General features: G+C 63.4%; 19 protein-coding genes. 7 read left to right on the forward strand and 12 right to left on the reverse strand.

Annotated elements, in window-relative coordinates:
* Positions 1-42: 42 nt before the first annotated feature.
* Positions 43-1,371 (reverse strand): hemolysin family protein, encoded by a 1,329-nt coding sequence (locus K3175_RS12615; protein WP_221543723.1) that lies wholly within the window; start codon positions 1,369-1,371, stop codon positions 43-45.
* 168 nt (positions 1,372-1,539) lie between these two features.
* Here K3175_RS12615 and K3175_RS12620 point away from each other — a divergent pair, with 168 nt between their 5' ends.
* Entirely contained in the window at positions 1,540-2,232 is a 693-nt protein-coding gene (locus K3175_RS12620; RefSeq protein ID WP_221543724.1) for a YiaD family glycine zipper/OmpA-like lipoprotein, read from the forward strand.
* Positions 2,233-2,308: 76 nt separating this feature from the next.
* Here the strand turns inward: K3175_RS12620 and K3175_RS12625 are convergent, their stop codons facing one another.
* Positions 2,309-3,091, reverse strand: a complete 783-nt coding sequence (locus K3175_RS12625) for a 3'(2'),5'-bisphosphate nucleotidase CysQ (protein WP_221543725.1) — start codon at positions 3,089-3,091, stop codon at positions 2,309-2,311.
* A 121-nt stretch (positions 3,092-3,212) separates the two neighbouring features.
* On the opposite strand from K3175_RS12625, the gene sucC reads away from it, so the two are divergent.
* The 4 genes from sucC (at position 3,213) to K3175_RS12645 (ending at position 7,415) form a co-directional block, all read left to right on the forward strand.
* The gene (sucC, locus tag K3175_RS12630) at positions 3,213-4,412 is read left to right on the forward strand and encodes an ADP-forming succinate--CoA ligase subunit beta (RefSeq protein WP_221543726.1); all 1,200 of its coding nucleotides are present in this window, start codon (positions 3,213-3,215) and stop codon (positions 4,410-4,412) included.
* A 197-nt stretch (positions 4,413-4,609) separates the two neighbouring features.
* On the forward strand, positions 4,610-5,356 hold the full coding sequence (locus K3175_RS12635; RefSeq protein ID WP_221543727.1) for an electron transfer flavoprotein subunit beta/FixA family protein: 747 nt from the start codon (positions 4,610-4,612) through the stop codon (positions 5,354-5,356).
* 140 nt (positions 5,357-5,496) lie between these two features.
* A complete protein-coding gene (locus K3175_RS12640) occupies positions 5,497-6,426 on the forward strand; it encodes an electron transfer flavoprotein subunit alpha/FixB family protein (RefSeq protein ID WP_221543728.1) in 930 nt (309 codons plus the stop codon).
* A gap of 62 nt (positions 6,427-6,488) precedes the next feature.
* Positions 6,489-7,415 carry an energy transducer TonB gene (locus tag K3175_RS12645; RefSeq protein WP_221543729.1) on the forward strand — a complete coding sequence of 309 codons (927 nt, stop codon included), beginning with the start codon at positions 6,489-6,491 and terminating at the stop codon, positions 7,413-7,415.
* A gap of 20 nt (positions 7,416-7,435) precedes the next feature.
* Here K3175_RS12645 and K3175_RS12650 read toward each other — a convergent pair whose 3' ends face one another.
* The 6 genes from K3175_RS12650 to K3175_RS12675 form a co-directional block, all read right to left on the reverse strand.
* Positions 7,436-8,647, reverse strand: a complete 1,212-nt coding sequence (locus tag K3175_RS12650; protein ID WP_221544143.1) for a DUF445 domain-containing protein — start codon at positions 8,645-8,647, stop codon at positions 7,436-7,438.
* Positions 8,648-8,733: 86 nt separating this feature from the next.
* Positions 8,734-11,931 (reverse strand): efflux RND transporter permease subunit, encoded by a 3,198-nt coding sequence (locus K3175_RS12655; RefSeq protein ID WP_221543730.1) that lies wholly within the window; start codon positions 11,929-11,931, stop codon positions 8,734-8,736.
* Positions 11,932-11,934: 3 nt separating this feature from the next.
* The gene (locus K3175_RS12660) at positions 11,935-13,131 is read right to left on the reverse strand and encodes an efflux RND transporter periplasmic adaptor subunit (RefSeq protein WP_221543731.1); all 1,197 of its coding nucleotides are present in this window, start codon (positions 13,129-13,131) and stop codon (positions 11,935-11,937) included.
* A gap of 228 nt (positions 13,132-13,359) precedes the next feature.
* A complete protein-coding gene (locus K3175_RS12665) occupies positions 13,360-13,626 on the reverse strand; it encodes a GlsB/YeaQ/YmgE family stress response membrane protein (protein ID WP_221543732.1) in 267 nt (88 codons plus the stop codon).
* 141 nt (positions 13,627-13,767) lie between these two features.
* On the reverse strand, positions 13,768-14,067 hold the full coding sequence (gene sciP, locus K3175_RS12670) for a CtrA inhibitor SciP (RefSeq protein WP_221543733.1): 300 nt from the start codon (positions 14,065-14,067) through the stop codon (positions 13,768-13,770).
* Positions 14,068-14,382, reverse strand: coding sequence for a hypothetical protein (locus K3175_RS12675; protein WP_221543734.1), 315 nt, complete (start codon positions 14,380-14,382; stop codon positions 14,068-14,070).
* A gap of 83 nt (positions 14,383-14,465) precedes the next feature.
* Here K3175_RS12675 and mnmA point away from each other — a divergent pair, with 83 nt between their 5' ends.
* Positions 14,466-15,620: a tRNA 2-thiouridine(34) synthase MnmA gene (mnmA, locus tag K3175_RS12680; protein ID WP_221543735.1), complete on the forward strand. Its 1,155-nt coding sequence runs from the start codon at positions 14,466-14,468 to the stop codon at positions 15,618-15,620.
* 26 nt (positions 15,621-15,646) lie between these two features.
* Here the strand turns inward: mnmA and K3175_RS12685 are convergent, their stop codons facing one another.
* Entirely contained in the window at positions 15,647-15,985 is a 339-nt protein-coding gene (locus tag K3175_RS12685) for a hypothetical protein (protein ID WP_221543736.1), read from the reverse strand.
* Positions 15,986-16,020: 35 nt separating this feature from the next.
* Here K3175_RS12685 and K3175_RS12690 point away from each other — a divergent pair, with 35 nt between their 5' ends.
* Positions 16,021-17,154, forward strand: a complete 1,134-nt coding sequence (locus K3175_RS12690; protein ID WP_221543737.1) for a serine hydrolase domain-containing protein — start codon at positions 16,021-16,023, stop codon at positions 17,152-17,154.
* Here K3175_RS12690 and K3175_RS12695 read toward each other — a convergent pair.
* Genes K3175_RS12695 through pdxH form a run of 3 tightly spaced genes read right to left on the reverse strand, consistent with a single transcriptional unit; the run spans position 17,133 to position 19,512 of the window.
* Complete coding sequence (locus K3175_RS12695) at positions 17,133-17,933, reverse strand: PhzF family phenazine biosynthesis protein (protein WP_221543738.1); 801 nt, start codon at positions 17,931-17,933, stop codon at positions 17,133-17,135. The two genes, K3175_RS12690 and K3175_RS12695, sit on opposite strands and share 22 nt — an antisense overlap.
* Complete coding sequence (locus K3175_RS12700) at positions 17,933-18,880, reverse strand: cation diffusion facilitator family transporter (protein WP_221543739.1); 948 nt, start codon at positions 18,878-18,880, stop codon at positions 17,933-17,935. The genes K3175_RS12695 and K3175_RS12700 overlap by 1 nt, the downstream gene beginning before the upstream one ends.
* The gene (gene pdxH / locus K3175_RS12705) at positions 18,877-19,512 is read right to left on the reverse strand and encodes a pyridoxamine 5'-phosphate oxidase (protein ID WP_221543740.1); all 636 of its coding nucleotides are present in this window, start codon (positions 19,510-19,512) and stop codon (positions 18,877-18,879) included. The genes K3175_RS12700 and pdxH overlap by 4 nt, the downstream gene beginning before the upstream one ends.
* Positions 19,513-19,694: the final 182 nt, after the last annotated feature.

Here is a 19,694-nt window from a genome sequence, read left to right on the forward strand (position 1 = left end):
CGCGGAGGCGGCTTCGCGAAACAAAAACTAAAACAAAAAACCCTAATCCCCGGCGACTTCGTCCGCTTCGGGCTTGCCGTCGATCTCGCTCACCAGCACCTTGTCGATGCGGCGTTCGTCGAGATCGACCACTTCGAAGCGCCAGCCCTGTTCCTCGAACCATTCGCCTTCGGACGGCAGCTTCTTCATCACGGCGAGGCAATAGCCCGCCACGGTCGCGAATTCGCGGTCGTCGCCATAGTCCAGCCCCAGCCGGTCGGCGAGCGCATCGGCGGAGAGCGAGCCTGCCACCAGCAGCGTGCCATCCTCGCGCTCCACGATGCCGGGCGTGTCGTCGGGGTCCTGGTCGCTGGCGAAATCGCCCACCAGCGCGGTGAGCAGGTCGACCGGGGTAACGATCCCGTCGAGATGGCCGTATTCGTCATGCACCATCGCCATGGCGACATCGGCCTGCTGCAGCACGCGCAGCGCGTCGACCGCATCGAGCTGGTCAGGGACCACCTCGGCCTTGCGCATCAGCGCCTCCAGCCGCAGCCCCTCGCCCGCCAGCAGTGCGCCGAGCACTTCGCGCACGCGCACGAGACCCATGACCTTGTCGGGCGTGCCGTCGGCCACGGGCCAGACCGAATGCGGGCTGTCTTCGAGCAGCTGCCGCACCGCTTCTTCATCGGCATTCACGTCGATCCAGTCGAGATCGGTGCGCGGCGTCATCACTTCTCGCACGGGGCGCTGGGCCAGCCGTACCACCCCGGCGAGCATCTGGTGCTGTTCGGTTTCGATCACGCCGCTGCGCGTGGCTTCGGCGAAGAGCATCTGCAATTCTTCCGCCGTAACCGAGCTCTGGCCGCCGGGCTTCACGCCCAGCAGGCGAATCAGCGCGCCCGAAGACGCATCGAGCAGCCACACCACCGGCGCGGCGATCTTGGCGAGAATGGCCATCGGCAGCGCCATGGCGATCGCGATGGGCACCGCCGCCCGCAGCGCCACCTGCTTGGGCACCAGCTCGCCGACGACCAGGCTGAAATAGGTGGTGAGCGCGATGACCAGCGCAAAGCCGGCCTCGTCCGCCCAGTCCGCGGGAAGGCCGAGCGCGGTCAGCCGCTCGCCCGTCGGCCCGCCGAGGCTGGCGCCCGAATAGGCACCGGCGATGATCCCGACCAAGGTGATGCCGATCTGCACGGTGGAGAGAAACTTGCCCGGATCGGCGGCCAGCTCGATGGCGGTCTTCGCACCCGCGCTGCCTTTCTGCGCGGCGGTCCGCAGCCGCCCCGTGCGTGCGGAAACGATGGCCAGTTCGCTCATGGCGAAAACGCCGTTGAGCAGGATGAGGCCGGCGATGACGAGCATATCTGTCCAGGGAAAGGGTGTCACGCGCCCTCGCTAGCATAAAAGCGGCGCGGCGCCAGTGCTTCGGGGGAACAGGCGCCGATTTGAGTGGTTGGGTGCTTCTAGAGACGCAGGTGGGCGCGTCCCATCTAACGCGGGCGTGGACGGTCGAAGGGCTGGGAAACCCCGTCTCGCAAAAAGGGAACAGATATTATGAAGACATCACGCTTTTTCCTCGCCGGCCTTTCCTCGGTCGCCCTGCTCGGCACCTCGGCCTGTGTGACCGACCCCAACACGGGTGAACAGAAGATCTCGCGCACCGTCCTAGGCGGTGTCGGCGGCGCGGTTGCCGGCGGCCTGCTCGGCGGCGTGATCGGCGGCAAGACCGGACGCATCATCGGCGCAGCGGCCGGTGCGGCAGGCGGCGGCTATGTCGGTTACCGCATGGACCAGCAGATCAAGGAACTGAAAGAGCAGACGGCCGGTTCGGGCGTCGATGTCTCGGAAACCGACGGCGGTGAAGCCATCCTCGTCAACCTGCCCAACGGCGTGACCTTCGCCACCGGCAGCTACACGATCAACCAGACCTTCCGCCAGACGCTCGACAATGTCGCCGCCAACCTCGTCCAGTATCCCAACAGCCTGGTCGACGTTTACGGTTACACCGACACCGTCGGTTCGAGCGATTCGAACCAGCGCCTCTCGAATCAGCGCGCGCAGGCCGTGTCCAACTATCTCACCAGCCGCGGCGTGAGCTCCTCGCGCATCCGCTGGATGGGCTTCGGCGAAACGCGCCTGGCCGTGCAGACCGGCGACAATGTGGCCGAGCCGCTGAACCGCCGCGTCGAAATCAAGATCATTCCGTTCGATCAGGACGATGTGAACGCAGCGCGCGCCAATCAGTAAGCGCCGCATCGCGGACTGACGTGACAGTCATCAGGGGGGTCGGGCTTAGCCCGGCCCCTTTTTCATGCCGTGGCAATTACTGGTAGGCGACCTTGTTGGCGCGATCGGAAAGGTGCTCGATCGTTGCCGCATGGATGCCGGGAGCGCAGGCAACCACGCCGAACGCCCGGGGATCGCGCTTGTTATAGTCCAGTTTCCGGCCGAAACTGTCCGAAACGGCCGCACCCGCCTCGCGCGCGATCAGGCCTGCCGCGGCGATGTCCCATTCGAAGCCCCAGCGCAGCGTGGCGACCAGATCGGCGCGGTCATCGGCCACCATGGCGATTCGCAGCGCGATGGAATTGGGCTGGTCGACCTTCTCCAGCATCCGGTCCTGCTTCATCAGATCGTTGGCAGGCACGCGCGCGCCCTCGAACTCGGTGCGGGTGGAAGCCTTGAGAGCCTGGCCGTTGAGCGTGGCCCCGCGCCCCGCCACCGCCTGCCACATCTCGCCCCGCGCCGGGGCGCACAGCGTGCCCAGCAGCGGCCGCCCACCGCTGATCAGCGCGACGCTGACCGCCCAGCCATCGCGCCCGCGGATGAAATCGCGCGTCCCGTCGACCGGATCGACCAGCCAGATCAGATCGCGCTCGAGTCGCTTGGGATCGTCCACCGTCTCTTCCGAAAGCCATCCGGCCGAGGGAAGCAGCGCGCCCAGTTCGCGTTTGAGAAAGGCATCGACGACCAGATCCGCATCGCACACCGGGTTGCCTGGCGATTTCTCCCACGCCTGTAATTCGGCGCCCGCGCCGGGCCACAGGCCGAGCGCGATCTTGCCGGCCTGGGCGACGATGGATTCGAGGCGTTTGCTGTCAATCATGGGACGCCGCCGCCCCTGCACCCGAAACCCGCTCTTTTCAAGCGCGCCCAGACATGCTTATGCGCGAAGCGCAATTCCCACCCCGAATAGCGCTAACACGCGCGAAGGATCAGCGATCGACATGAACATTCACGAATATCAGGCCAAGGAACTCCTCGCGAAATACGGCATCGCCGTTCCCGCAGGTCACGCAGCGCTCACCGTCGAAGAAGCAGTCGAAGGCGCGAAAAAGCTCCCCGGGCCGCTTTATGTCGTGAAGGCGCAGATCCACGCCGGCGGCCGCGGCAAGGGCAAGTTCAAGGAACTCGGCCCCGACGGCAAGGGCGGCGTGCGCCTGTCGAAGAGCGTCGAGGAAGTCGAAGCCAATGCCAAGGAAATGCTCGGCAACACGCTGGTCACCATCCAGACCGGCGATGACGGCAAGCAGGTCAACCGCCTCTATGTGACCGACGGCGTCGACATCGCGCATGAATATTATCTCTCGATGCTCGTCGACCGCGCCAGCGGCGAAGTGGCGATGATCGCTTCGACCGAAGGCGGCATGGATATCGAGGACGTGGCCCACGAAACGCCCGAGAAGATCGCCACCATCACGATCGACCCGGCGCAGGGCTTCATGCCGCACCACGGCCGCGCGGTGGCCTTCGCGCTCAAGCTGGAAGGCGATACCAACAAGCAGTGCCAGAAGCTGGCCAAGCAGCTTTACACCGCCTTCATGGAACTCGACATGGAAATGCTCGAGATCAATCCGCTGGTCGAAGACAAGGACGGCAATCTGTCCGTGCTCGACACCAAGATGAGCTTCGACGGCAATGCGCTCTATCGCCACAAGGACGTGGAAGAGATGCGCGACGAGACCGAGGAAGACCCGGCCGAAGTCGAAGCCAGCGAATACGACCTCGCCTACATCAAGCTCGACGGCAACATCGGCTGCATGGTCAATGGCGCGGGCCTGGCCATGGCAACCATGGACATCATCAAGCTCAACGGCGCCTTCCCTGCCAACTTCCTCGACGTGGGCGGCGGCGCCACCACCGAGAAGGTGACGGCAGCGTTCAAGATCATTCTCAAGGATCCGGCGGTCGAGGGCATCCTCGTCAACATTTTCGGCGGCATCATGAAGTGCGACGTAATCGCCAACGGCATCGTCCAGGCGGCGAAGGACGTGAACCTGTCGGTCCCGCTCGTGGTTCGTCTCGAAGGCACCAATGTCGAAGCCGGCAAGGAAATCCTCGAGAATTCCGGCCTGCCCATCGTCAGCGCCGACGATCTCGGCGATGCCGCGAAGAAGATCGTCGCGGAGGTCAAGAAAGCGGCCTGATCGCCTCTTTCGAGATAGAGACACCGGAAGGCGGGCCAGCGGAAACGCGGCCCGCCTTTCCTTTTGCAGCAGGGCGCGGGAACGCTCGCAGGCGCCCCGCCTTATCTAAGCAAGCACTCGCCCCGCCTTGCTTGACGTTTACGTAAACGCAAGCTAGGCGGGACCAACAGTTTTCAAGTCGAGAGGAAGGTACCCCCATGAAGATCCTCGTCCCCGTCAAGCGGGTGATCGATTACAACGTCAAACCGCGCGTGAAGGCCGATGGCTCGGGCGTGGACCTCGCCAACGTCAAGATGAGCATGAACCCCTTCGACGAAATCGCCGTCGAAGAGGCGATCCGCATCAAGGAAGCGGGCAATGCCGAAGAAATCGTGGCCGTATCCATCGGCCCGGCAAAGGCGCAGGAAACACTGCGCACCGCGCTGGCCATGGGTGCCGACCGGGCGATCCTCGTCGAAACCGATGACGAAGTCGAACCGCTCGCCGTCGCGAAGATCCTCAAGGCCATTGCCGAAGAGGAAGAGCCCGGCCTAGTGATGCTGGGCAAGCAGGCGATCGACGACGATTCGAACCAGACCGGCCAGATGCTCGCCGCCCTGATGGGCCGTCCGCAGGGCACCTTCGCCAACACGGTCGAAGTGGCCGGTGACAGTGTCACCGTGAAGCGCGAAGTCGATGGCGGGCTCGAAACCGTCAAGCTGACGCTCCCCGCGATCGTCACCACCGACCTGCGCCTGAACGAACCGCGCTATGCTTCGCTGCCGAACATCATGAAGGCGAAGAAGAAGCCGCTCGATACCAAGAGCCCGGCCGATTACGGTGTCGACACCGCGCCGCGCCTCAAGACCACCAATGTCTCCGAACCGCCGGTTCGCCAGGCTGGCGAGAAGGTCGAGGACGTCGATGCGCTGGTCGCCAAGATCAAGGCGATGGGCATCGTATAAGGAATTCACCCATCATCCGTTCGTGCTGAGCTTGTCGAAGCACCGTCCTTCTTTCGGGCGCTCGGATGAAGAAAAGTACGGCCCTTCTCAAGCGACGGACAGGCAGTCGCTGTAGGGCGAACGGACTTAGAGGTTTGAAAATGAAGACACTCGTATGGGTCGAACACGACAATGCCGAGATCAAGGACGCAACGCTGGCAGCGGTCACTGCGGCGGGCAAGCTGGGTGAAGTTCACCTGCTGGTCGCCGGATCGGGCTGCCGCGCCGTTGCCGAAGCTGCTGCGAAGATCGCCGGAGTGGGCAAGGTCCACCTCGCCGACGATGCGGCTTACGAACATGCGCTGGCCGAAAACGTCGCGCCGCTGATCGCCGATCAGATGGGCCATCACGACGCCTTCGTCGCGCCTGCCACCACCACCGGCAAGAACATCGCCCCGCGCGTTGCCGCCCTGCTCGACGTGATGCAGATTTCGGACATTCTTTCGGTCGAAGGCGACAAGACCTTCACCCGTCCGATCTATGCCGGCAACGCCATCGCCACCGTCGAATCGAGCGACGAGAAGCTCGTGATCACAGTGCGCGGCACTGCTTTCGACAAGGCTGAAGCAGAAGGCGGATCGGGCGAGATCGAGGAAATCTCCGGCCCTACCGATGCCGGGATCTCCAGCTTCGTCAGCCAGGAAATCGCGGAAAGCGATCGTCCCGAACTGACCAGCGCCAGCGTGATCGTTTCGGGCGGACGCGCGCTGAAGGATGCGGAGACCTTCGAGGAATACATTACCCCGCTGGCCGACAAGCTCGGCGCAGGCATCGGCGCATCGCGCGCCGCAGTGGATGCAGGCTATGTGCCCAACGATTACCAGGTCGGCCAGACCGGCAAGATTGTGGCGCCGGAAGTCTACATCGCCATCGGCATCTCGGGAGCGATCCAGCACCTGGCCGGCATGAAGGATTCCAAGACCATCATCGCCATCAACAAGGATGAAGACGCGCCCATTTTCCAGGTCGCGGACATCGGCCTCGTCGCCGATCTGTTCAAGGCAGTGCCGGAGCTGACCGAAAAGCTCTGACATCGAAACGAATTGAATTGCCACCCCCTTCGCGGCATACTTGCTGAGAAGGGGGTTTTTCTATGCGCATTTCGCGTTTCTTGTTCGCGATTACTTCGCTGGGTCTTGCAGGTTCGGCGATCCAACCGGCCTTCGCTGCCGAGGACGAGGCGCAGGTCCTGAAACCCGTGGGTCCATGGCAGCTCGACATGGGCGAAAACAAGTGCCGGATTGCGCGCGTATTCGGCGAAGACGACCAGCAGACGCTGTTCTATCTCGAGCAATGGGATCCTTCCGTCGCAGCGCACTGGACAATCGCGGGTCCACCAGTCGAAAAATACAAATCATGGCGCGATACGCGGGCCACCTTCGGTCCCGGGGGAGACGAGGGCGAATTCCAGTTTCAGGAATCGACTCTTGGTGATTGGGGGAACGCCATCTCCGGTTTTACAACCGTAGCTGCCTCGGACCGGCCGGAAGAGGAGGCGGAAGGCGAAGAGCGCGACTATGCGGCCCATCCGCGCGGGCTCCCAGCACTTGATGCCGAAGGAGGCGCGAAAATCGAGACGGTCTCGCTGAGCCAGCGCAACCGGTCGACAGTTGTCCTCGAACTCGGCGGAATGCAGGGCGTGCTCGAAGCCATGAACAACTGCATGGCCAATTTGGTGGAGCATTGGGGCTTTAACCTAGAGGAGCAGAAGACCGTCCAGTCGCCGCCGCAGCCCAAGAATCTATCGGCCGTCGTTAAGAGAATCGTAGACTACTATCCGAGCGGAGCGCTTTGGAAAGGTGCACAGGCCGATTTTCATTTGAGGCTTACAGTGCGCAAGGACGGGACGGTAAAGTCGTGCACCTTGCTCAACCAGACCGTCGCGGAAGACTTCGACATGCGGCGCCATCCCTGCGCTGCTTTCCAGCAAATTGCCGACTTCGAGCCCGCGCTGACCGCCCAAGGTGTTGCAGTCGAAAGCTATTACACCACTCGAATTAGATACAGCATGCCCAGCTAGCGGAGCCAAGCTGCGCCCTCTCAGCCGAGAACCGTCGACAGTGCGTGGAGCGTGAGCCCGACAAGGCCGCCGACCAGCGTGCCGTTGATGCGGATGAACTGGAGATCGCGGCCCACGGCACTTTCCACGCGGTCGGTCAGCGTCGTCGCATCCCAGCGGCGGACGGTCTCGCTCACGAGCTGCACGATCTGGTCGCCGTAGCGGGTCGAGACGCCGACGGCGGTGCGGCGGGCGAAGCGGTTGATCTGGCGCTGGAGGCGGATGTCGTCGCGGAGCGCGCGGCCCAGTTCCGCGATCGTCTCGGCAAGATGGCCGCTACCCGATCCGCCGGACTCGCGGATGCTGGCGATCAGGCGGCCGCGCAGACGCTCCCATACCGATTGCCACCAGTCGCCGACCGCCGGATTGTTCAGCAGCTCGATCTTGATCCGCTCGACCCTCGCCTGCATCTCCGGATCCTCGCGCAGATCGCGGGCGAAGTCCTGCAGACCTTCCTCGATCTTGTTGCGCAGCGGATGCTCGGGATCGATCAGGACTTCGGCGAGAAGCTTGTAGAGGCCGTCGATCACCGAATTGGCCAGCCGCTCGTCGAGGCCGGTGAAGCGCAGCACGGCATTGGCGCGGTTGTGCACCATGTCGCGCACCATCTGCTCATTGTCTTCGAGCACCAGCCCGGCCCAGCGGATGATCTTGTCGATCAGTTCCCTGTGCCGCCCCTTCTCGATCATCGCATCGAGCATGGAGCCCAGCAGCGGGGCGATTTCGAGCTTTTCAAGCTGCGCGGCAAGACCGGCGCGAACCTGTGTGCCCAGACGATCGGGGTCGAGCGATTCGAGCACCTCGACCATCAGTTCTCCTGCCCCGGCCCGCACGCGCGAATCCCGCGATGCGGCCGGGTCTGCCAGATAGCTGCCGACGGCGCCCGCCAGGTTCATCGCCCCCATGCGCCGCGCCACCACTTGCGGCGTCAGGAAATTTTCCCGCAGGAACCCGGCCATCGTATCGGCGATCCGGTCCTTGTTCTCCGGGATGATGGCGGTGTGCGGGATCGGCAGGCCGAGCGGACGGCGGAACAGCGCGGTGACCGCGAACCAGTCTGCGAGACCGCCGACCATCGCCGCTTCCGCGAAGGCGTGAACGTAGCCCCAGGCAGGATGTATCTCGAGCCACCGGCCCGACGCGATGAAGATCGCCGCCATCAGCACCAGCATGCCGGTTGCCGTGCGGCGCATTACGCGGGCGCGGTCCGGGGGAATGGGCGCACCGCCCGCCGGTTTGATCGAAATCGAGAATCTGCCCGCCATATATCAGGCGACGCTTATTCCGCCGGTTCGATCCCGGTTTTGCGTCCGCGGATCTCCCCCGTGTCCATTCCCGGGCGATAGGAGAGGAAGCGGTTTCGCAGCGCCGGTCCCACGCGCTTCTCGATCCCGTCTGCCAGGCTGAAGCCTGCAGGAACGATCAGCAGGGTGAGGAAGGTCGACAGGATGAGCCCGCCGATCACGGCCACACCCATGGGCTGGCGCCATGCGCCGTCGGCCGACAGCGACAGCGCCGTGGGGATCATGCCCGCAGTCATGGCGACCGTCGTCATCACGATGGGCTGCGCACGCTTCTGGCCCGCTTCCATGATCGCATCGTACTTGCGCTGCCCGTGCTCCATCGCCTCGATCGCGAAATCGACCAGCAGGATCGAGTTCTTGGCGACGATGCCGAATAACAGCAGCACGCCGATGAAAACGGGCAGCGAGAGCGCGAGACCAACCATCTTGATGGCGATGATGCCGCCAAGAGGCGCGAGTAGAAGCGACCCCATGTTGACCAGCGGCGACATCAGGCGCCGGTAGAGCAATACGAGGACCGCGAAGACCAGGAGAATGCCGGACAGAAGAGCGATCTGGAAGTTCGCCACGAATTCCAGCAGCCAGCGATCCTGCCCGCTCGGTGCATTCGACACACCGATCGGCAGATCCTGCATGATCGGCAGTTCGTTGATCCGCTTTTTCGCCACGCCTTCCTCTGCGCCGGGGGCAAGGTCAGCGCTCACATAGACGCGGCGCTTGCGATCTTCGCGCTGGATGGTCGTCGGACCAGCCCCAAAACGAATGTCGGCGATGCGTTCGAGCGGAACGGAGCCGCCGCTCGCGGTCGGTACCGGAAGATTGCGGATGGTCGAGATCCGGTCGCGCGAATTTTCCGGCAGCATGACCCTGATCGGAATCTGGCGATCCGAGAGCGAGAACCGTGCGGCATTCTGATCGATCTCGCCGATCGTGGCGATGCGGATCGCCTGGCTGAGCGATGCGGTAGTCACACCCAGCGAAGCCGCCAAATCCGCACGCGGTTCGATGATCAGTTCCGGGCGCTGCAGATCGGCTTCGAGCCTGGGGCCCTGGATCTCGGAGACGTCGCCCATCTGCTCGACAAGCGTTTCGGCGGTCCGTTCGAGAAGATCGGGATTGCTGCCCGACAGCATCACATTGATGGCGCGGCCTGAACCGCCTCCACCGCCGCCCTGCTGATCGCGGAAGTTGATGCGCGCGTCGGCGACCTGGTTGAACAGGACGGACACATCGCGTTCGATTTCCTGGCTCGTCCGCTCACGCTCGGCCTTGTAGGTCACGAAGAAGCTCGCGCTGCCTTCGGATACGGTCAGGAGCACATTCTCGACTTCGGGCTGGTCCTCGATAATGGCGAGCGCCTGTTCAGCACGCTCTTCCGTCTGTTCCAGCGTGGTACCGGGGACCATTTCCATGCGCACTTCGCCGAAGTCGAAATCGGCATCGGGGAAGAACTGTGTCGGAGTCGTCACGAAAAGGAAAATGGTCAGAATGAAGGACAGGAAACCCACGCCCATGACCCAGGCGCGGTGATCTCCGCGCATATGAGCGCCGAGCTTGCCGAGGAAGCCGAGCTTGCCGCGGCGCTCGATCCGCGCCTTTTTCAGTTCCTGCGCACGCGTGCGGTCGAGCGTCCACTCAAGAACCCGTGTATAACGCTGGATCCAGGGGCCGTTCGCGTGCTCGGCATGGCCATGCGGTTTGAGGAAATACGCAGCCATGAGCGGCGTAATCATTCGGGCGACGGCAAGGCTCATCAGCACCGAGACGACGACGGTTACCCCGAAATTCTGGAAGAACTGACCCGCCACCCCGGGGAGCAGCGCCACGGGCAGAAAGACCGCGATGATCGAAAAGGATGTCGCAGCGACAGCAAGGCCGATTTCGTCGGCCGCATCGATCGATGCCTGAAACGCGTTCTTGCCCATCCGCATGTGCCGGACGATATTCTCGATCTCCACGATCGCGTCGTCGACCAGAACTCCGGCCACCAGCCCCAGCGCCAGCAGGCTCATCTGGTTCAGCGTGTACCCCATGTATTCGAGGAAGAAGAAGGTGGGTATGGCGGACAGCGGGATGGCGATGGCGGAGATGAACGTCGCGCGCCAGTCGCGCAGGAAGAAGAATACGACGACGACCGCGAGGATCGCGCCTTCGACAAGCGCCGCGATCGAGCTTTCGTATTGCGCCTTGGTATATTGGACGATGTTGAAGAGTTCGACGAATTCGACGCCGGGATATTCCTCTTCGATTTCCCGCATCACAATCTGCGCTTCGTCATAGACCGAAACGTCGGATTCGCCGCGGGCGCGGGACAGATCGATGGTCACCACAGGCCGTCCATTGACCTTGGAGATGGACTTGATTTCGCTCTCGCCGTCGCTGACGTCGGCGATATCGGCGAGCTTGATCGACCGGCCTCCGCCAAGCGAAATGCGGCGCTGGCTCAGTTCGTAAGCCGTTTCGGCATTGCCGACCACGCGGACCGACTGGCGAACGCCAGCGATTTCAGCCTGGCCGCCGCCCGCGTTGAGGTTGTTCTGCCGCAGGACGGAGTTGACCTGGGATGCCGTGACACCGAGCGACTGCATCCTGGAGGGATCGAGAATGACCCGGATCTCGCGATTGACGCCGCCGCTTCGCGACGCGCTGGCCATGCCGGGAACTGCCAAAAGCCGTTTCGAGACCGTGTCGTCGACGAACCAGCTCAGCTGCTCCATCGTCATGTCCTGCGAGACGACAGCATAGTTCGCGAAACTGTTGTTGCTCGTCTGGACCTTGTAGACCCGGGGCTCGATGATACCTTCGGGCAAATCTCCCCGTATCTGGTCGATATTGGCCTTCACCTCGTTGACGAGGTCATTCACGTCATAGCCGAGTTCGAAGGTGATGAAGGTGCTCGAGCTACCTTCCCGCACGGTGCTGCGGATGGATTCCAGCCCTTCGAGCGAGGCAATCGCGGATTCCACCTTTTCGGTGATCTGCGTATCGATTTCCGTCGGTGCCGCGCCGGGCTGAGCGATCGAAACGATCACTGCCGGAAATTCGATATCCGGATCGTTCTGCACCTGCATCCGGTTGAATGCCACGATGCCGGCAAGCGTAAGCGCGGCGAACAGGACCAGCGGCACTACCGGGTTCCTGATGGACCAAGCGGAAAGGTTGCGCAGGTTCATGGTCTACTTGCCCGCCCGGCGTTGCAGCATCGGTTTGACTTCCTGACCTTCACGCAGGAAGCCGCCCGCCCGAAGAACCACGCGCTCGTTACCCGTCAAACCTTCGGTCACGGACAGACCGCCATCGGTTATGATGCCGGTCTCGACATTGCGGCGGACGACCTTGTCCTCGCTGTCGATGATATAGACATAGGTCTGCCCGTCGTCGTCGAGCAAGGCGCTCTCCGGCAAGACCGGTGCCACCACGGTACCCGAATTGATCGTCGCGTTGGCGAAACCGCCGGGCTTGAGTTCCGGGCTATAGGACAGGGCAATACGCGCCGTACCCTGCCGCGTGCTGTCGTCGATCGTCGGTGCGATCTGCCAGATCTGGCCGGTGAACCCCTCGTCGGTTCCGACCGGGAACACCGTGGCCGATGCGCCGGCGCGCAAGCTTGCAAGTTCGGTCTCGCCCAGTTGGGCCAACATTTCCATCTCGCCGCCCTGGGCGATGGTGAAGAGGGCCTGCGATCCGGCACCGACCGTCTGGCCGGGCTCGACATTGCGTTCAAGCACGAGGCCGGCTGCGGGGGCGACGATATTGAGGCGGGCATTGCGTGCCTGCAATTCGCCCGCCTGCGCCTTGGCGACGCGAACGCGCGCGACGGCGGCGTCGCGTGTCGCCGTCAGACGGTCCACATCGGCCTTGGAAACGAATCCTCGCTCGACCAGCTGGAGGGCGCGGTCGAGATTGGACTGTGCGAGATTGGCATCGGCCTGCGCGACCTGGACTTGCGCGGCGGCGCTGAGGGCCTGCTGGTTTTGCACCGAGCGGTCGATCACGGCGAGGACCTGACCCTGGCGTACCCAGCTGCCCGCATCGACGGGTACCGAAACCACGCGCCCGCCTTCGCCGACCACGCCGACCGGCAGGGTCCGGCGAGCGGCGATCGTTCCGGTCGCGGAAATTTCGCCTTCGACGGTAGTACGCCCGGGCGCCACGACGGTTACCGCAGGCAATTGCGGTTCGGAGGGGGCCTGTTCTTCGTCTCCGGCAAGAAAATACCAGGCCAGAGCAAGGGCGGCCACCAGGATGACTGCGGCAATCGCCAGCTTGCGGCGCCGACCCGGGCGTTTCTCAGCATCTATGCTATCGACCTCGATCCGCTCCGGCGGCAAGGTACCGTCGTCATCAGCGCGAATTTCCGTTTCGTACGTCATCAAATAGCCCCGTCTGGCAGCAGCCCATATCGATTGGTGTATTACTCTGCTAAATCACAGAGCGCAAGGCTGTCGAATTGTCGTAGGGGCTTGCCCTGTCTGGAGCAATCTTACACTCGACAGGGGCATTAGCGAAACAGACGAATGTCTTCGATGTTCGAAAAGCACGAAAAAGGGCGGCTCAGCAATGCCGAACCGCCCTTCTCGATTTAAACTTCCTGCTGGTTTTTAGCGCACACGACCACGCTGAATGAGGTTGGCGATACCAAGCAGAACGATTGCACCAACGATCGCGATAATGAAACCGGTCAGGTTGAAGGTCTGAATGGTGCCCTCGATGCCGAACAAGGCTCCGGCGAGAAAGTTACCGATCAGTGCGCCGATGATACCGACGATGATATTCCAGAAAATGCCCATCGAAGCGTCGCGCGCCATGACCATGCTTGCGAGCCAGCCAGCGACGCCGCCGACGATAATTGCGATAATCCAACCCATTGCAAATCCTCCTTTACTTCCCATCCGACCCAATGCCAGCCGAACGGGTGGCAGTGCCAGCGGTTCCCCTTTTTTGCATGGGGGACACGAATTTAGCGGATTTACAGGGTTTTTGTTCCCGCCTCTTGGCGGGACGCGCGATCAATACTTGAACTGGCGTTCGTATAAATCGCGGTAATGCTGAATCCGGGTGACCCTCAGCCCCTGCATTCCCGACCGGTCGACTGCGCGCTGCCAGGAGGCAAACTCCTCCAGCGTCAAGCCGTAGCGCTCGAGAACTTCGTCGATACTGAGCAGGCCGCCATTCACGGCAGCGACCACCTCGGCCTTGCGGCGCACCACCCAACGTTTCGTGGACGGGGACGGCAAATCCTCAAGGGTCAGCGGCTCGCCAAGCGGGCCGATCACCTGTGCAGGGCGGATGTCCTGATTTTCGATCATCTATTTCTCTCGGTCGCCATGCACCGCACCATCTGCGGCGGAGTCCTCGTCTAACGGTTCAGATTTTCCATGCGCTAAACCATCATGGTAAACGGGCCGTTTACTTTCTCCCTCCGTTTCCCTCCTCGCTTCGCCGAAAGACTGGAAACCGGCATGCTCCCTTCTCGCCACTTCCTCGCGAAAGTCGCGAGTCGCGGACAATTTTGCGACAAGTTCGGTCCAACGGAATTTGTGCAGGACGTCCTTGTTCTTGGTCGTCCCTTCGCTTTTCTTGGTGAATTGCCCCTCGATCATGAGGCTGTGATAATCAGACATGGTAAAGAGGAAGTGAATCATGTTTCTTGGCTCAAACCGGGAAATACTGGAGCCCGGGGCCAAGGCCGTGTAAGGGGCCGCGCATGCTCGAATCCCGTTTTCTCGACCCGGCCGGCGCCGCCGCGCTGTTCGATCTTGGCAAGCCCGCATCGCAGGCCCGCATCGTCGTCGCGATGTCGGGCGGCGTCGATTCATCCGTGGTTGCCGCACTCGCCGCAAAGAGCGGGGCGGAAGTCATCGGCATTACCTTACAACTCTACGATTACGGCGCGGCAACCGGGCGCAAGGGCGCCTGCTGCGCGGGTGATGATATCGCCGATGCGCGCGCCGTGGCAGAACGGCTGGGCATTGCTCACTATGTGTCCGATCACGAAAGCGCCTTCCGCGAAGAAGTGGTCGAAACTTTTGCCGACGAATATCTGGCCGGGCGCACGCCGGTGCCCTGCATACGCTGCAACATGGGGCCCAAATTCACCGATCTCTTCGCCATGGCCCGCGAATTGGGCGCCGACTGCCTGGCGACCGGTCATTACGTCCAGCGGGTAATGGGGCCGGCCGGGGCGGAGCTCCACCGAGCCACCGATCCGGCGCGCGATCAGTCCTATTTCCTTTATGCCACGACCGACGACCAGCTGGCCTATCTGCGCTTCCCCTTGGGCGGCCTGCCCAAGAGCGAAGTGCGCGAGCTCGCCGAAGCCGCCGGCCTGCGCAATGCCGCCAAGCCCGACAGCCAGGACATCTGCTTCGTGCCCGATGGCGATTACGCAAAGATCGTCAAGAAGATGCGCCCCGAAGGCGCGCGTCCGGGCGCGATCGTCCATGCCGGGACCGGGGAAGAACTGGGCGAGCATCGCGGCGTGATCCATTATACCGTCGGCCAGCGCCGGGGGCTGGAAATCGGCGGCCAGCCGGAGCCGCTCTACGTTGTCGGCATCGATGCTACCGAGGCGCAGGTAAAGGTCGGCCCCAAGCGCATGCTTGCCGTGTCCGCCGCCCATCTTGTCGAAACCAATCGCATCGGCCCGCTGCCCGATGTACCGCTGACGGCCAAGGTCCGCAGCCTGGCCAAGCCAGTGCCAATTACGCTCGAGGGATCGCTGGGCAATGATGAAGCGGCGACAATACGCTTCGAAACACCCGAATTCGGCGTCGCGCCCGGCCAGGCGGCGGTCATCTACGCCGGAGAGCGGGTCGTGGGTGGCGGCTGGATCGACAGCACGACGCGCTGCGAAGGCTGACCGTCAGCGGCTCCTGACGAGCTGCCTCAATATTCCCATTCATCCAGAACGCAGCCGTAACCTTCGCGATAGCGCGCCGTATCCGCGGCGATGACCGGAATGCTCGCCGTCACGCTGCGGTCGGCCGCATTCTCGCTCAGCGACACAAGTTCCATGCCTTCGAGCTTGTCCTTCCCGCAATCCTCGAGACTGCGCCCGGCCACAAAGCGGCAGGAGCAACCCACCCGCGCAGCATAGGCCGTGGCCACTTCTCCCGTGCGCGTTGCCGTCTCGCCATAGGCCAGCCAGGCACCGCCGGCTGCGGCGGCGAGAACCAGCACGAGCCAGAACCACCAGCGGGAAAGAAGGGAGCGTTTTTTCGCCATTGCGCGGGTGTAGTCCTCATGCGAGTGGAGCGGGCATGTTCCCGCGGCCCCTGCCCCTTATCGCTCTTGCCCTCCTCGCCACAAGCCTTGCGGCATGCGGTTCGTCCGGAGGCGAGGAAGAACCGCCGCTGAGCGAGGCAGCACTGGCTGCGGTCGGGGAGGAGCCCGGCGCCCCCACCAAAGCGCTCGCCCGCGAGATCGACGATCTTTTCACGCAGGAAGGCCTTGGCGAGACCCGCGCCCTGATCGTGATGCACGATGGCAAGCGCGCGGCGGAACGCTATGCAGAAGGATATGACGAAGACACGCTCTTCGTCAGCTGGTCGATGGCCAAGACCGTGACCGCCATGATGATCGGCCAGCTGGTCGGCGATGGCCTGCTGCGGCTCGATCAGCCCGCCCCGGTGCCGCGCTGGCAGCGCAGCGGCGATCCACGTGCCGACATCACTTTGCGGCATCTCCTCCAGATGCGCAGCGGGCTCGAGCATACCGAAGCGGGCGATCCGCCCTACGAGAGCAGCGAAGTCCGCATGCTCTTCCTCGACGGGCGGGACGATATGGCGGATTACGCCACCGCCCAGCCGCCCGAAGCGGAGCCGGGCGAGAAGTTCGAATATTCATCGAACACCACCGTCATCCTGGCCGACATCGCGGCCCGTGCCCTGACCGATAGCGATCAGCCCGAAGCCCGCCGCCGGGCGGTGTCCGATTATCTCCACGCCCGCCTGTTCGAGCCGCTGGGCATGTCTACCGCCGTCCCCGAGTTCGACCGCGCCGGCACGCTGATCGGCGGTAGCCTGATGCATGCAAGTGCCCGCGACTGGGCCAAGCTCGGCGAATTGCTGCGCAACAAGGGCTCCTATCGCGGCGAGCAGCTGGTCCCCCGCAGCTGGGTGAGCCAGATGGTGACCCCCAGCCCGAAATCGCCGCAATACGGCCTGCAGACCTGGCTCAACCGGCCGACTGGCGAGGCGGAGCACCCGCTGTTTCCCGACCGCGCGCCCGAGACGGCCTTTTCCATGATCGGCCACATGGGCCAGTATGTCTTCGTGTCGCCCGAACAGGGGCTCACCATCGTGCGGCTCGGCCATTCGAATGCCGCCGAACGCAAGGCGATGCTCCAGCAGCTGGCCGATATCGTCGAGCTTTATCCCGCCGAGGGAAGGTAGAAGCTGCCCTCCACCACGGTGACGCATTCGCCGGAAAGGATCGCGCGGTCGCCTTCCAGTCGGCAGCCGACATGGCCGCCGCGGCGGCTTGCCTGATAGGCAGTGAAGCTTTCGCGGGAGAGACGCTCGGCCCAGAAGGGTGTAAGCGTGGCGTGGGCCGCACCGGTCACCGGATCCTCGTCCACTCCGCCGCCCGGCACGAAGACGCGGCTCACCACGTCGGTATCGCGTCCCGGAGCAGTGCAGACGAAGAGATTGTTGCCCAGCTTCGCCAGCCCGCGCAGATCGGGCTCGAGCGCATGGATCGAGTCCTCATCCGGGTAAAGGAACAGGTCATAACCATGCGGATTGCGCCAGCATTCGGTGGGCGAGCCGCCGAGTAGCGCGGCCGCCTCGGGCCACTCGCCCTGCTCGGTCCGGATCGCGGGCAAGGCGAGCTCGTATCCCTCGCCAAGCTTGCGCACTTCGAGAATCCCCGACTGGCGCGTGCGAAAGCTCACGGCCTCGCCCCCATCGCGCCCAAGCAGCACGTGCCCGCTCGCAAGCGTCGCGTGGCCGCACAGGCGAACTTCTTCGGTCGGGGTGAACCAGCGCAGTTCCCAATCGGCCTCGCCGGTATCGTCCTTCACCAGGAAAGCCGTTTCGGCGAAGTTGTTCTCTTCCGCGATCGCAAGCAGCGTCGCATCGTCCAGCCACTCGTCGAGCGGCATCACCGCTGCCTGATTGCCCGTGAAGGGCCGTGAAGCAAAGGCATCGACATGGGTGTAAGGCAGTTTCATCAGCTGTCGCCCTCCAGTTTTGCAAACTCGTCTTCCTCGACCAGCGGATTGCCCGGCTCGTCGACATGGCCCTGGGGATCGATGTGGATCAGCAGCTCCATGTTCGGAAAGCGCTGGCACAGGTCCTTTTCCACCCGCTCGATGATATCATGCGCTTCTTCCACCGTCATGGTGCCGGGCAGATCGACATGGAATTGGACGAAATCGCGATTGCCGCTGGCCCGCGTGCGCAGATCGTGGAGATTGGTAAGCTCGGGATGAAGCGCCGCCGCCTCCACGAAGGCGAGCCGCTTTTCTTCCGGCCATTCGCGGTCCATCAGATCGTCCACGGCTTCGCGCGCCGCAGTGAAGGCGCCCCACGCCAGCCAGGCGGCGATGGCGAGGCCGAACAGCGGATCGGCCATGCCGAAGCCCGCATATTGGTCGAGGACCAGCGCCGCGATCACCGCGAGGTTAAGCAGCAGATCGGATTTGTAATGCAGGTGATCAGTCTGGATCGCGAGGCTGCGCGTCCGGTTCATCACGTATTTCTGCCAGCCGAGCAGAGCGAAGGTGAGCACGATGGCGATGGCTGACACCGCGATGCCCTCTCCCGCAGCAGAAGTCTGCGTGCCGCCGGCCAGCTGGCTCAGCGCCCGCGCCGCGATACCGAAAGCCGAAACCGCGATCAGCATGACCTGAAAGATCGCCGCCAGCGCCTCTGCCTTTCCATGCCCGAACCGATGGTCCTGATCGGCGGGCATGGAGGCGATCCAGACACCCGTCAGCGTGGCGATGCTGGCAATCAGATCGAGCGCCGAATCGGCAAGGCTGCCGAGCATGGCGGTCGAACCGGTCCGCCAGCTCGCCCAGCTCTTCAGCGCGACGAGGATGAGCGCCACCGAGATCGAGGCGATCGCGGCAGAACGCGCCAGTTTCGCGCGATTGTCGGCCGTGGTTTCCGTCATGGATAGAGCAGCGTGTTGGACCACGCTTCTCCCGGCCCGCTACGCGTGAACTGCCGCCGGTCGTGGAGGCGGAATTCGCGGTCGCGCCAGAACTCCACCGTGTGCGGGGTCAGCAGGAACCCGGTCCAGTGCGCCGGCCGCGGGATATCGCCTTCGGGATAGCGGGCCTCCAGCGCGGCGACCCGGTCGAGATAGATCTGCCGGTCCGGCAGGGGGCGCGACTGGTCGCTGGCAGCCGAGCCGATCTGCGAGGCGTGCGGGCGCGAGTGGAAATAGTCGTCCGCCTGCTCCGCGGCGACTTCTTCCAGCGTGCCTTCGATCCGGATCTGGCGGCGCAGGCTCTTCCAGTGAAACAGCAGCGAGGCGTGCATATTGCTCAGGATTTCCTGGCCCTTGCGGCTTTCGGCATTGGTGTAGAAGACGAAACCGCCCCCCTCGCCCCAATGTGAGCCGTGCCCTTTCAGCAGCACCATGCGCACCGACGGACGGCCCTGCGCAGTGGCCGTTGCCAGAGCCATGGCATTGGCATCGTTGGGTTCGCTCGCCTTGGCTTCGCCGTACCAGATCTCGAACAGCGAGAAGGGATCGGCGACCGGAATGGCGCTTTCGGATTCGGGGGCATTGTTGCTCATAACGCAATCCTACAGGATGGAGCACATGGAGCATGGTCCAGAGCAAAAAAACGGACGGGGTATAATTCCCCCGAAAACGGCGGAACCACGGGGGCTTGCGGCACATTGATCGGGGACATGAGACATTCCCTAGCCCGAGCCGCCTGTGTAGGAAAGCCTCGCCGCGAACAGGCACGCTTGCG

Origin of the sequence: Qipengyuania aestuarii (assembly GCF_019711535.1) — a bacterium.
GTDB classification, from domain to species: Bacteria; Pseudomonadota; Alphaproteobacteria; order Sphingomonadales; family Sphingomonadaceae; genus Qipengyuania; species Qipengyuania aestuarii.

Excerpts from the sequence above, each read along its gene's own strand:
- pdxH (WP_221543740.1), bottom strand. The coding sequence starts at position 19,512 with ATGAGCAACAATGCCCCCGAATCCGAAAGCGCCATTCCGGTCGCCGAT.
- K3175_RS12640 (WP_221543728.1), top strand. The coding sequence starts at position 5,497 with ATGAAGACACTCGTATGGGTCGAACACGACAATGCCGAGATCAAGGAC.
- K3175_RS12660 (WP_221543731.1), bottom strand. The coding sequence starts at position 13,131 with ATGACGTACGAAACGGAAATTCGCGCTGATGACGACGGTACCTTGCCG.
- K3175_RS12620 (WP_221543724.1), top strand. The coding sequence starts at position 1,540 with ATGAAGACATCACGCTTTTTCCTCGCCGGCCTTTCCTCGGTCGCCCTG.
- K3175_RS12635 (WP_221543727.1), top strand. The coding sequence starts at position 4,610 with ATGAAGATCCTCGTCCCCGTCAAGCGGGTGATCGATTACAACGTCAAA.
- sciP (WP_221543733.1), bottom strand. The coding sequence starts at position 14,067 with ATGATCGAAAATCAGGACATCCGCCCTGCACAGGTGATCGGCCCGCTT.
- sucC (WP_221543726.1), top strand. The coding sequence starts at position 3,213 with ATGAACATTCACGAATATCAGGCCAAGGAACTCCTCGCGAAATACGGC.
- K3175_RS12665 (WP_221543732.1), bottom strand. The coding sequence starts at position 13,626 with ATGGGTTGGATTATCGCAATTATCGTCGGCGGCGTCGCTGGCTGGCTC.
- K3175_RS12700 (WP_221543739.1), bottom strand. The coding sequence starts at position 18,880 with ATGACGGAAACCACGGCCGACAATCGCGCGAAACTGGCGCGTTCTGCC.
- K3175_RS12645 (WP_221543729.1), top strand. The coding sequence starts at position 6,489 with ATGCGCATTTCGCGTTTCTTGTTCGCGATTACTTCGCTGGGTCTTGCA.
- K3175_RS12695 (WP_221543738.1), bottom strand. The coding sequence starts at position 17,933 with ATGAAACTGCCTTACACCCATGTCGATGCCTTTGCTTCACGGCCCTTC.
- K3175_RS12675 (WP_221543734.1), bottom strand. The coding sequence starts at position 14,382 with ATGTCTGATTATCACAGCCTCATGATCGAGGGGCAATTCACCAAGAAA.
- K3175_RS12650 (WP_221544143.1), bottom strand. The coding sequence starts at position 8,647 with ATGCGCCGCACGGCAACCGGCATGCTGGTGCTGATGGCGGCGATCTTC.
- K3175_RS12625 (WP_221543725.1), bottom strand. The coding sequence starts at position 3,091 with ATGATTGACAGCAAACGCCTCGAATCCATCGTCGCCCAGGCCGGCAAG.
- K3175_RS12655 (WP_221543730.1), bottom strand. The coding sequence starts at position 11,931 with ATGAACCTGCGCAACCTTTCCGCTTGGTCCATCAGGAACCCGGTAGTG.
- K3175_RS12685 (WP_221543736.1), bottom strand. The coding sequence starts at position 15,985 with ATGGCGAAAAAACGCTCCCTTCTTTCCCGCTGGTGGTTCTGGCTCGTG.
- K3175_RS12690 (WP_221543737.1), top strand. The coding sequence starts at position 16,021 with ATGTTCCCGCGGCCCCTGCCCCTTATCGCTCTTGCCCTCCTCGCCACA.
- mnmA (WP_221543735.1), top strand. The coding sequence starts at position 14,466 with ATGCTCGAATCCCGTTTTCTCGACCCGGCCGGCGCCGCCGCGCTGTTC.